The organism is Coleofasciculus chthonoplastes PCC 7420, from assembly GCF_000155555.1.
Lineage (GTDB): Bacteria > Cyanobacteriota > Cyanobacteriia > Cyanobacteriales > Coleofasciculaceae > Coleofasciculus > Coleofasciculus chthonoplastes_A.
In genome coordinates this window covers 136,135-149,342 of sequence record NZ_DS989843.1, presented here as the reverse complement: position 1 = coordinate 149,342, position 13,208 = coordinate 136,135, and the positions used below count along the sequence as shown (strand labels likewise).

Here is a 13,208-nt window from a genome sequence, read left to right as displayed (position 1 = left end):
CCAGCTTCCCCAGCTCCCCCTGCTCCCCCAGCTCCCCCAGCTCCCCCAGCCTGACAGGTGTAGGTTTTTTACTTTAGGGTGGGGACAAGACAAGGAGGACAAGGGAGGAAAGTAGACAAGGGGGGAAAACCGTACAGCATTTTGTTCGGTCAAGCTAACTTCTAAAAGCCGAAACGCCCTATTTTTCGTTCTCACTCTTCCTTGTCTACTGGTCTACCTGTCTACCTTGTCTTACCTCAACCCCAATCTTAAAAAACCTACCCTTGTGAGGCTCCCCCAGCTCCCCCAGCTTTTAGCCCTTAAGTTGACACCAATGCGGTAAAACCCGCCCCTACACCCTCGCGCTAAAATCGCCGCCGATATTCAATAATCGCCCGACTATCCCCGGAAAAATCAGTCCCCCCCCGCAATAACACATTATCATTCAGCCGATAACGCAGATTGTATTGGAACGGTTCCCCAGTGGTTAACTCCTTCAACACCGACACCGAGAAATTTTGCGTGATATCAACCCCCGCCTCAGCCGCAAATCCCAAACTCGAAGCCCGTTCTTCATCATCAGGAATAATCGTCGGAAATAGACGAAACTCACTCAACGGTAACGCATCCGCAATAAAATTACCCACAGGTCCCAAAACCGCTGAACCCGCCAAATTCGCTAACCCCAACGTACTATTCCCTCGCCCTAACGTATCCACAAATCCCCCACCCAACATCGCCACAATTTCCGCTTCGCTGCGTGCAGGTGTACTTGTCAATTCCAACCGATCCTCCAGTTGAGACGCCGGTCCTTCCACCTGGGCGATAACCCGAACCGTTTGCACCGCGCCCAACTCAAAATCAGGCACATCAGCAATTTCGGCAGTCTGGGCGTTTGTCGGGAGTCGCCGTTGGGTCGCTTCGGCAACTGATGTGACTAAACGTACATTTAAATAGGGATCAAGTCCTTGACCGGGAATAAATTCTGCCGTGTTTTCATGCCCCCGCGCCAACCGGAATTGAGTGGTAAATAAATTCACCTGACCCCGCGTTAACTGAATCACCCCATCGGGTCTCAAATCTTCTAAGGTTCCATTCACTATTAGAGTCCCTTCGGCAAGGAAATTCAAAATTGGTGCCTTTCTAATTTGAATATCTTCCACCAGGGTAATTTTTAAGTCATTAAACTCGAAAACAATACCCTCCTCCGTATTACCCCCAGTTCCTACAGCAGTTCCCGCACTGCCATCTTGCTCAGGTAGTGGTACAGTACCATCAACTAAGTTAATTTCACCACCAATCGTGGGATTCAATGCTGTCCCAGTCAACACCACCTGACTTTGTTGGATCTGACCTCGATATAGGGCTTTCAGGTTAATTGCTAGTTCCCCAATATTTACGGTGAGTGGATTTGGCTGAGGAATGGGCTGGGAGATGGGCAGGGTTCCCGCTGCCGTAATTTGACCGCCACCATAGTTCGCCGTCAAGCTATTCACATCAACCCGGTCAAAGTTGAACTCAATTTCCCCCGTCACATCAGTCAGCGGTTCGGGTAGGGCTTGGGAGGCGATTGTTGCCCCTTCTACGATCGCAGTTCCCTGTGCCCTCACTCCTCTCGGACGACCTTCTTCTTGATCAAAGCTGCCTTGAATATCCAAATTCACGCTTCCGGTTCCCCCCCTCCAGACAACTTGCTGGCGGGTAAGGATATTTAATAAAGCCAACCCCTCGTCTTCCACATTCACACTCAGGCGGAGTACCTCACTCTCTGGGGCGATCGCGTCGGGAACGGGTAATTGGTAAGGGATACTCCCCTGAACCACCAATTGAGGTTCACCCTCGTCTGTGGGTATACTTTCGGCTAAGAACCGCAATCGGGCATCACTGTAACTGAAACTCCCCTGCAAGGTTTCAATCGCTTCTTGATTCAGCGTCGCATCGGTTACCGTCACTGATCCTCTGGCTTGGGGATTCGCTAAACTCCCCGAAAGCGTCGCCGTGGCGTCCAGACTCCCACTAATCGGACCGATCGCAGGCGGTAAATCCACCACGTCTCGGATTAGGGCGATGGGGAAGTTTTCTAGGCGTAACTGACCCGATTGGGTTTCGCCACCGATAGCCCCGGAAAATGTAGCAAAACTCTCTCCCGATCGCAATGTAACCGGAAGCAGCGTCAGTACCCCCTCTTGGAAGCTGCCTTGAAGCGTTGCCTGATTAACCTGATAATCACCCCATTCCCAGTCTTGTCCCTCAATGTCAAATTTGGCATTAATTCCCGATGCCAACGAGCCACTAATCCGTACCGTACCGCTAAAGGTGCCATCTAACTCCTCTAAATCCGGCAGAATCTCTGCTTCTTCCTCCGCCTGTTGCCGTTGTCGCAGCAGGGTTTCAATTTCCGAGAGACGGCGCAGTTGAGTTTGCAGTTTTGCTTGGGGCATTCCCACTTGGGCGATATCCAAGGGTGCGGTGGGGGTAGTGGGTGGTGTTGTGGTCAAGTCGATTAACTGTAAGCCCGCGACTAGGGTTTCTAGTTGCCCCTGTTCAATATTCAGCGTCCCTTGAAATTCAGGTCCCGTGGGCGTTTGGGTAATTCGACCCGATAGGCTATACAGATTTTCCCCTGGTGCAGCTTCCCCTGGCAAACGACTGCCAAAAATTGGACCCGTTAATTCCACTTGGTCTAACGCCACGTCAAAGGTATTCAAATTAATTGCTACTTCCCCAGAAATATCACCCACCAAGGGTTGAGTCTCCAGGGCGACAGGCACCGGGGCGATATCTTTAATCAAGGCGATGGGAATATTTTCTGTATTCACCCGTAGCACATTACCCTGGCGCGTCCCAGTGGCGATCGCATCCCCGCGACGAATGTTAAAGGAAACAGGAAGATAATCCGATCCCAGGGCTACTTCAATCTGATCTGTCTCACCTTGTAGATCTAAGTCTACGCCCTCTCCCGGTATAAACGTCACTGAACCAGCGAGTTCCTCTTCAAAGGTCAACCCACTGACGGCAAAATCCTCCAGTTCTAAATTCCCCTGAACACGGGGATTCGTCACTGTCCCCACGATCGTACCCGTAAAATCTGCCAATCCCGCCACATCCACATCCACATCCGCTGCGGCTGGGGGTAAATACGCCGAGAGTTCAGCTAAATCTAAATTATTTGCCGCCACATCCAGGTTAAAATTCCCCACCGCCCCAATTCCCTGATCCAACTGGGCGGGATTCACTCCAATAAACCCACTAGCAGACAGTCCCTCGGCGGTCAACTGTTGCAGGTCTATTCCTTGACCTGTCCAGCGAAATGTGGTATTCACAGGACGGTCAATCAAGGCAAATCCTTGACTAAATCGCAGTTGACCCGCCGCCGTTAGCGATCGCGCGATCGCTTCCGGGGTCAATGTCTCTAAACTGGTGGAGACATCCACATTGCCGCTTAAGGTTCCCGATAACTGTTCCCCAAACCGTGCCAATTCAATCCCTTGAGGGTTTAGCTTTGCTTGTAGCGTCCCATTATTTAACTGTACCCCCGTCGCCCTCACCGTACCCCCAGCCACGGCTAATCTGCCCTGACCTTGGGCTTGAATCTGATCCAGTGCTACCTTCTCAAGAGACCCTGACAGGTCAAAATTTCCCGCCAACACCCCAGCAAATTGGGGCGGTAATTCCGGTGCTAACCTTGCCAACTCCAGCCCCGCTGCTTGCACATCTGCCTGCCAACGTCCGGCGGCGAGATTAATATCCCTTGCCCGGACAACACCCCCTGCCAGGTTAATTAAAGCATTCCCATCCCCCCGAATCGTTTCCAGCGCTAACTGATCCAGACTCCCGGACAGATTCATGATTCCGGTTAAATTCCCCGACAATTGCGACGGTAGCTGAGGCACAACCCCCGCCAATCCCACCCGATTCGCCGCCACTGTAGCTTGCCAACGACCGGCATTTACATCCAAATTTGACACCTGAACGGTTCCCCCACCCACATTCAGTTGTCCTTCACCGGCTACATTAATCGCTGATGGGGAAAACTCATCTAAGGAACCCGACGCCACAAACGTACCACTAAACGGCGACTCCAGTTGAGGCGGTAATTGAGGCGCAAATTCTGCCAACTGAATCCGATTCGCGTCTATCCGGGCTTGCCAACGCCCCTTGTCCAGAGTCACCTCCTCCAGATTAATCCGTCCCCCAGCCGCTGTCAGCGCCACTTGACCAATCCCACTAATCCCGGAAACAGACGGATCTGCCAGAGAACCAGACAGGGCAAACGTGGCGTTAATTGGTTCTTGTAGGGCGTCCGGAATTTGCGGGGCTAACTCTCCCAATTGCACCCCATTAGCATCAACATTAGCCCGCCAGCGCCCTTGAGACAGTTGGATATTCTCGACGCCAATCGTTCCCCCCGCCAGACTCAGGCGTCCCTTACCCTGGGCGCGAATCTGGGATAAGGCAAACTGATCCAAAGGGGTTGATAGGGTAAACTGACCCGCTACCGTCCCCTGAAATTGCGATGGTACATCCGCGAGTTGGGACAGTTCCACCCCTTGGGCTTGGACTAAGGCGGTGAGACGATTATCCAGAACTTGCAGATTTGTCGCGGTGACTGTACCCCCAGCCGCTTGCACCGTCGCCCTTCCCGTGGCGCGGATGTTTTGGGGATTATCTAAGGGACCGAAAATTTTGGCGGTTCCGGAGAGGTTACCAACGGGAATCGGTAGGGTGGTGTTGTAAGTTTTTGCTAGTGCTGTGGTTGGCAGGTTATTGGCTTGCAAGTTAAATTGCAATCCTCCCTTTTCCCCCAGTTCAATCACACCTTCTCCAGTAATTTTGCCACCGATGGCGGGTTGGGCTTGCAGGTTGCGAACGGCGAGGCGGGTGGGATCTTGCGGTTGGGCGGGTGTAGTGAGGGTAAAATCGGTACTGATCGTGCTGAAGGTGACGCGATCAATCTGAGTCGGTTTCGTGGTAACGGCTTCTCCCTTCACTAGGGGTTGGGTCAACGAACCTGTGACTAGCAGGGCGGCTTTGACTTCTCCGGACAGGGGAACGGGCGTTTCTTCGAGATTAAAGGTTTGTAAAACGGTCTTGATTTGTACCGCTTGGGTTTGGGCGGTGAGATTAAATCCTGTCTCTAGATCCACACTACCATTAGCCGTGACGGGAATTTGCCCGAATTGGGTGGTTACATCTTCTAAGCGAATGGTTGTCTCTTTGAAGCGTAATCGCCCATTGGTATTAGCAAAGGCTTGGGGGAGTTGGGGAACTTGGGCGGTTACGTTGTTGAGGGTGGCGTTTCCCAGAAACTGGAGGGGTTGATCCGGTTTAATCGTGATTTCTAAGTCCCCACCAACATTACCCGCATTCACGTCTAGGGGTAGGGGAATTAGGCGATCCAGGGTACTAGCCTTGACATTTTGCCCATCAACTTGTAGGTGGGTGGCGCTAGTGGGGAAGAGGTGTTCGCCCTGTAGGTTAAAGGTTCCACCACTCGCGATTTCACCTTGGACATCGAAGCGAATGATGTCATTATCCTGTAAGAATTGACTACTCCCCTGGGGAATTGCGATCGCGACGGGGGATTGCTGTTTGCCTTCCGTGGATCGAGGCACAAGCTGCACCTCAGCATTCCGCACCCCTAACTGTTGTAAATCTACCTCAATTGGACCGGGTTCTCCTTGCTCTTTAAGTTCCAAGGGCATCCATGATCCATCGACAGCTTGTTCGATATAGACATCGGGTTCAATTAGGGTAACGTTTAATTCTAACCGACGGTCGAATATCAGGGGAAGTAAATCATACTGAACTTCCACCGCTTCAATCGAGGCGCGATCGGGTTCGGTATCCGTAGGGGGTAAGGCGGCGCTATCAAAGCGCAACCCAGTCAGGGAAAAGCGTTCAACCTCGCCAATTTCCACGGGGCGTTGTAGGAGTTGGGTGAGGTTTCTCGCCACCAAGGGTGCCAACATCTGTTGGATAAAATACCACGCAAAACCCATCCCCCCAGCGATTCCCACCAGCAGGATGATACTGATCCCAATTAACCAACGCCGACGTCGCGATCGCCGAGGCGGTGGAGATTCCGGTTGTTCATTGGAATTGGATTCCGGTTCGTTACTGGGAGGGGGTACATTGGTCATAGTCCTTAATTCACGCCGGGAAAGAGGAGGCGGTTAGGTTGCTGGGTGAGTGCGATCGCTAGCTAATTTTAGTCAGGGAAGGCTTAGTTTTTTACATGATAGCGATGGTGCAGGTTCCCTCGTGTTTTAACCTAGGGATGAAACCGAGCATATAGACGGATACTAGAATACGCCAATTCCCCCCATAGGGGTAGATGACTAAGTGCAGTCAAGGGAAGCTGGGGAAGCTGTTAGCCTTATTTCTGCCTTACGTCAGTTCTGCTGTCTTGTCATCAAAACCTGAGAATGTCAGGATTTGTAAATTTATTCCTCCAGAAATAGACGAGTATTACCGCAAAAAAGTATCATTAGATACAGAAATAGAATCTACCTGAGAGTTTTGACTCAGATCAGTGCAGTGGATCGGTGGGTAGGTTGCGGTAATCACATTGATATAATCTTATGGATGTCGAGACAGCGATCGATTGGGATGAAGCCTTTGAATATCTACCCGGTTCTCTGGTGGAATTGAAAGCACAACCAGGAACCACACATCGTATTGACTTTTATGAACCCATGATGGTTCCCCCGATCTGGTTAGTGGATGATCCACGTCCCCGCTATCCCCACGAGTTAAGGATCGTATCACGCCTGAATGAGCGGGTTTGTTCATTAGAGTCTCAAGCCGTTTAAGCGCAGAAGGCTTGTTTGATCTGACAATCAAACTGAGACGCAGAAAAAACAAAATGACTTGTAGGGGCGGGTTTTACCGTTATCTGTGGCGACAAACCCCCTAATTCAATAAACCCGCCCTGCTCCCAACCATTAATGTTTATAATCCAGTTGGTGTAGGCTCTAGGTAAGTGGGTCGAGTTCCGTGAATTCTCTTCGCCTAGGCTTATTGAGGGCTAAAGCCCTTACTACAAACTAAGAATTTTCACCAAAGAGAACGTAAATCCAGGGTAAATCCTGGTAACACCTCTTCTCCAGAAAGAGTATCTGGAGCCTCTAAAATTTCAACAGCTTGCTGGGGACGATAAATTTCTACTCGCCTCTGTTCCGGCGCAATTAACCAGCCCAAACGGGTGCCATTCTCGATATATTCCTTCATTTTATCTTGGGTGGCTTTTAACGTATCGGAAGGAGACATCAATTCCACAACAAAATCGGGGCAAATTGGTGGAAACTTTGTTCGTTGTTCTGGAGACAAAGCATCCCACCGTTCCTGTCTAACCCAAGCCAGATCAGGAGAACGATTAGCGCCATTGGGAAGTTTAAAACAGGTAGAGGAGTCAAAGCCAACCCCTAATCGAGTTTGGCGATTCCATATCCCGAAATCAATGACAAGTTCAAAGTTTTGATTCCCGGTTTCTCCGCCAGTGGGGGGCATAATAATCAATTCTCCGTGGGAATTGCGTTCAAATTTCAGATCAGGATTAGCCCGACATAATTGATAAAATTGGTCGTCGGTAAGCTGAATAACTGGGTTAAAATCTATCGTATACGCCGTCATTTTCGTTTTACCTGTTAACTCAAATTAATTGGATTCATCCCCTATCCTCGGTCATGCTCTGACGCCGCCTACATTTAGACTGGGGCGAGTCGAGTTAGGTTAATTCTCATACCTCCACATTTAAGCAGTGACTCGCCCCTACAATTGTGATCATGTCAATTTCTCTGAATCATCCGTTTGGTCAAATTAATAATCGGTAGGGGCGACCCGCTTGCATTACTTAATAATACCCGTCTATTCAATTTACTCGGGTCGCCCTTACTCAGGTCGCCCATTGCACATTTGCCTATATTTTAAATGGGTTGGGTTATAGCCGTCAAAGGAACCTCGATCGCACCTTAACCCTCAATACATTTAACGCCAAGATATCCCCTATTCGGATAACCCACCGAAGCAAACGTTGTTCTTTCCGGTCGTGATGTATCACACTAAAAGAAGAAAGTCAAGTTCACTGCTGTTTTACCCTGTCGTCCAGTTGCCATCAATCCCACGCGGGACGAACCAGGAACAACGTTTCCCAATGATTGAAACCAAACAACCCGAAGACGTTACCAACTATAATCAGAGTTCATTGAACGCCCTCGATCGCGCGATCGCCTTTTCTCAGGGTGAGTTCTCCCTTGTCTTAGTGCGCTGTAATTACAAGCGTTTGCAGAAACGTATATTACACCAACTGCACGAACGCGCTCAAGGTCGATATCAAATACAGGAATTAGTTCTCCCCGAATCCGTCACCACCCTTTACACCACGATTCAGAATTATGTGGACAGGAATTATAGAGAAGCTGGGGAAGCTGGGGAAGCTGGGGAAGCTGGGGGAGCAGAGGGAGCTGGGGAAGCTGGGAGAGAAGAAATTAAAATTAGAGCTAATCCGAGCTTTATTGATCCCCCTCCCGCCTTAATTATCCTGGGATTAGAATCCGTGGAAGCGTTGGAGGATTTACTCACCTCCACCAACCAAGTGCGGGATGAATTTCGCAAACGCTTACCCTTCCCCCTAGTCTTATGGGTGAATGACGAAGTATTGCACAAACTCGTCCGTTCTGCCCCTGATTTTAGCAGTTGGGCGGCGACTCCAATTAAGTTTGAAATTGCTACCGATGAACTCCTCGATTTGCTGCAACAAAAAGCAGACTCTCTATTTAAAACTGTATTAAAAGGAACTCCGGGACGATATGCGCCGTGGCGTATCTGTACCCACCATGCCAATCTCAATTTAGCCACAGGATGTCGCTCCCGCGCCGAACTTGACTGCGCCCTCCATGACTTAGAACAGCGCCAAGAAACTATTACGCCGGAACTAGAAGCCAGTCTGCAATTTGTTTTAGGGCAATATGATTATGCCAATGATTATATCGATGCCGCCGTTATCCGTTATCAAAAAAGCCTTTGGTATTGGCGCGTCACCAATAACTTAGAACGTCAAGGCGTTCTCCTATTTCATTTAGGCTTATGTTATTGTCGGAATGCAGACTTGCATCGGGCGCAACGACATCGCAACTGGGAAGAAGCTTGGCCCTATCTCCAGCAAGCGGTTGAGGCATTTGAACGGGCGGAACGTCCGGATTTAGTGGCGCAGTTTATTACTCAACAGGCGGAAGTGTTGCAACATTTGGAAGGCTGGGACTCCCTGCAACACGTCGCCCAACAGTGCTTACAGGTACATCAACACTATGGTTCCCCCGTCCAACTGGCGCAAGATTACGGCTTTTTAGCCGAAGTCGCCCTCGTGAAACGGCGCTGGAATGATGCCAATCACTGGGCGCGGCAAGCCCTCTCCCGGTTAGAATCGGTCTCGGATCAACTTCAAGACTACCAAGGCTTACATCCCTATCTATTGACTCAACTCTATCAACTCATCGTTGTCAAATCCTATCATCAGTTGCGTCAATCGGCAGAAGCCACCCAGCACCTGAACCGGGCGAGTCAAGACTTAGCGGATGCCATTGCCAAAAGCGATTATCTCTACGAACCCCAACGTTACTTATATCTGCTGGAAAGCCTACGGCGGCTGTACTTCGAGCAACACCGTTATTTAGAAGCCTTTCAGATTAAACAAGAACAAGGGGCAGTCGAACAACTCTATGGATTTCGTGCCTTCATTGGTGCGGCTCGTCTCCAGCCTCGACGAGCCGTATCTAATCCTACCTTAAGCCCAGTCGAACAGCAAGAAATTGTGGCACAAGAAATTGCCGCATCCGGACGTCAACAGGATGTACAACGTTTAATTGAACGGTTAAGTCGAGCGGATTGTCAATTGACGGTGATTCATGGACCTTCTGGCGTCGGCAAGAGTTCCATCGTTTCCGCTGGCTTAGTTCCTGCCCTCAAGCATAGAGCATTAGGCGATCGCTTAGTGTTACCTGTGGTACTGCAAGTGTACACTGATTGGATTAAGGAACTGGATAAAGGCGTCAGAACCGCCCTGTCTGGGTTAACCCCGTCTAAATCTGAGCCGTATACCCCCTCAGAAAGCCTAGGTGAGGAAGATTCTGATCAAGCCATTCTCAACCAACTGCTGGCACTGTTACGAGATAACGCCGATCGCAATATCTTAACCGTGTTAATCTTTGACCAGTTTGAGGAATTTTTCCTGGGACATGCTTCTCCCCAGCAAACGCGCTTATTTTATCAGTTTTTCCAGACTTGTTTAGATCTCTCCTTTGTCAAAGTTATTATTTCCATTCGCGAAGACTTTTTACACTACTTATTAGACTTCGAGAAACTGAATCTAGAGGCAATTGACAATAATATATTAGATCGCAAAAATCGTTATCCACTAGGTAACTTTTCCCGTCCCGATGCCCGGGCGGTGATCCAAAGCCTCACCGAACGCGCCCATTTTTACCTAGAACCCGCATTAATTGATGCCTTAGTCCAAGATTTAGGTCGAGAACTGGGAGAAGTTCGTCCAATTGAATTGCAAGTGGTGGGGGCGCAGCTACAAGCTGAAAATATAACCACGCTGGCACAATATCGACAACGGGGACCCGTGGAAAAGCTGGCGGAACGTTTCCTGGAAAAAGCCCTAAAAGATTGTGGCGCAGAAAACGAACAGGCGGCTTGGCTAGTTTTGCAACTTCTCACCGATGAAAATAATAATCGTCCCTTAAAAACCCGTGCTGAATTAGTCATTGAATCGGATATTGACGCCCAGCCTCTGGATTTAATCTTAGAAATATTAGAGAAATCCGGTTTAGTCTTCCTGTTACCCGAAATTCCCACCCATCGCTATCAACTGGTTCACGATTACCTGGTAGAATTTATCCGCCAAAACGAACAAAACAGCCTGCGAAAAGAACTGGAAGAACTGCGGCAAAAAGATAAAGAGAGTCAAAATAAGATCCAACAACTGATTCGGGAAAAAAGCCTGCGGTCTAAATTATCAGCGGCGACGAAAAAACATGCGGCTGCGGTGGAAAAGCAACAGCAAGCCGAGGGGAAATTGAATCAAGTTCTACGACGCCGTTTGCAAGAAGCCCGAATTGCGGGCGTGACGTTAGCTACCCTGGCGGTGATTGCCGTCGGACTGGTATTTCGGGCAGTATTTAGTGAAACCAATGCCCGATTAATTGCCCTGAATGCTTCAGCCGAAGCCTTGGTTGCGTCCAACCGTAAATTTGACGCTTTACTGAAAAGTTTATCCGCTGCTAAAGAATTAAAACAAGCCCTAGGCGTGACGCAAGAAACCCGGATGCGGGTGATTTCTACATTGCAACAGGTGGTATATGGCGTGAAAGAACGCAACCGTTTAACTAGACATAATGATTGGGTGAGTAGCGTTAGCTTTAGTCCCGATGGGAAATTAATTGCATCGGCGTCTAGGGATAAAACAATTCAACTGTGGAGTCAGCAAGGGGAATGGTTGAACGAAGTAGGGAGACATAATCAGGGGGTGTATGCAGTTCGCTTCAGTCCTCAGGGCGAGATATTAGCCTCGGCGAGTGAGGATAATACGATTAAACTTTGGAGTCGCGAGGGTCGATTATTAAGAACCTTAACTGGACATGGCGATCGCGTCCACAGTATCAGCTTTAGTCCCGATGGTCAACGGCTTGTCTCTGCCAGTGAAGATAATACAATTAAACTCTGGCGTATCGATGACGGAAAGCTACTGAAAACCCTTTCCGGTCATAATCATTGGGTGTTAGATGTAAGTTTTTCTGCCAATGGTCAGTTGATTGCATCCGCCAGTCGTGATAAAACGATTAAACTTTGGCAATCGGATGGTACATTACTCGAAACCTTAACCGCCCACAATCAACCTGTACTCGACATCAGTTTTAGTCCCGATGGACAATATCTAGTCTCTGCTAGTGCAGATAAAACTGTCAAACTGTGGCGAACTGATGGCAGATTACTCAACACCCTATCCGGACATCAAGATGCTGTAATTGCCGTTACTTATAGTCCAGATGGTCAGATGATAGCGTCTGGAAGTGACGACAATACGATTAAACTCTGGCGTCCCGATGGTACATTAATTGACACATTACAGGGACATGGTAAAGCGATTCTGGGATTAGGATTCAGTCCCAATGGCAAAATCTTGGCATCTGCTAGTGCTGATAATACCATCAAACTCTGGCAAGTCAAGGGAGGAATGTTGCAACCGATTCCTGGACATAGCCAACCCATCAGCAGTGTCAGTTTTTCCGCCAATGGTCAGAGAATTGCTACCGCTAGCTGGGATAATACAGTGAAACTTTGGACTCGTCAGGGGCAATTGTTAAAAACAATTGCCGCACATCAAGATTCGGTTAATAGTGTTAGTTTTTCAGACAACGGTGAAACCCTAGCCACAGGCAGTGACGATAAGACAATTAAACTCTGGAATCCAGATGGAACCTGGCAGAAAACCCTGTCCGGACATAAGGATGGAGTAACCAGTGTTAATTTTAGTCCCGATGGTCAGCGACTCGTATCTAGTAGCGCGGATAAAACAGTAAAACTATGGCAAATTGATGGCAAATTGGAGAAAACCTTAAGCGGTCATCAGGGAACAGTGTGGGGCGTAAGTTTTAGTCCTGATGGGTCTTTTATTGCTTCAGCCTCTGACGATAAAACGGTGAAACTTTGGAGTCGTAACGGCAGGTTGATCAAAACATTGAGGGGGCATACAGATTCCGTGAATTGGGTAACCTTTAGTCCCGATGGCGAGTTGATTGCTTCAGCGAGTAATGATGGAACGGTGAATCTGTGGAGTCGAGAGGGCAAATTAGTGCGTCCATTGAAGGGACATAATGGTTCAGTTAATTGGGTAACTTTTAGTCCCGATGGCAACTTTATTGCATCAGGGAGTGATGACAAAACCGTTAATCTTTGGAGTCGGCAAACCGGTCATTTAATTAACTCCTTTGTCGGTCATCAGGATGCTGTGTTTGGCGTCAGTTTCAGTCCTGATGGTAATATTTTGGCATCAGCGTCTCAAGACACGACGGTTATTTTGTGGAATTTGGATTTAGCGGATTTAGTCGAACGCAGTTGTTCTTGGTTGGAGGATTATTTACAACATCATTCAGAATCGCCAACGATTAATGATGCCAATCCCCAGGATTTTCGGGCATTGTGTGAGGGGAGATAAGTAGGGGGTG

Annotated in this window: 5 protein-coding genes; 3 read left to right on the top strand and 2 right to left on the bottom strand. The window is 48.9% G+C overall.

Features of this window, described 5'->3' with window-relative positions; translation table 11 throughout:
• Window positions 1-344: 344 nt before the first annotated feature.
• The gene (locus tag MC7420_RS04625) at window positions 345-6,122 is read right to left on the bottom strand and encodes a translocation/assembly module TamB domain-containing protein (RefSeq protein ID WP_006098863.1); all 5,778 of its coding nucleotides are present in this window, start codon (window positions 6,120-6,122) and stop codon (window positions 345-347) included.
• Window positions 6,123-6,316: 194 nt separating this feature from the next.
• On the opposite strand from MC7420_RS04625, the gene MC7420_RS39170 reads away from it, so the two are divergent.
• Both MC7420_RS39170 and MC7420_RS04620 read left to right on the top strand, forming a co-directional pair.
• Entirely contained in the window at window positions 6,317-6,496 is a 180-nt protein-coding gene (locus tag MC7420_RS39170) for a hypothetical protein (RefSeq protein WP_006099069.1), read from the top strand.
• Window positions 6,497-6,563: 67 nt separating this feature from the next.
• On the top strand, window positions 6,564-6,794 hold the full coding sequence (locus MC7420_RS04620; protein ID WP_006098794.1) for a hypothetical protein: 231 nt from the start codon (window positions 6,564-6,566) through the stop codon (window positions 6,792-6,794).
• Between the two features lie 244 nt (window positions 6,795-7,038).
• Here MC7420_RS04620 and MC7420_RS04615 read toward each other — a convergent pair whose 3' ends face one another.
• A complete protein-coding gene (locus MC7420_RS04615; protein WP_006098807.1) occupies window positions 7,039-7,614 on the bottom strand; it encodes a Uma2 family endonuclease in 576 nt (191 codons plus the stop codon).
• A 520-nt stretch (window positions 7,615-8,134) separates the two neighbouring features.
• On the opposite strand from MC7420_RS04615, the gene MC7420_RS04610 reads away from it, so the two are divergent.
• Window positions 8,135-13,198, top strand: coding sequence for a WD40 domain-containing protein (locus MC7420_RS04610; RefSeq protein WP_006098906.1), 5,064 nt, complete (start codon window positions 8,135-8,137; stop codon window positions 13,196-13,198).
• Window positions 13,199-13,208: the final 10 nt, after the last annotated feature.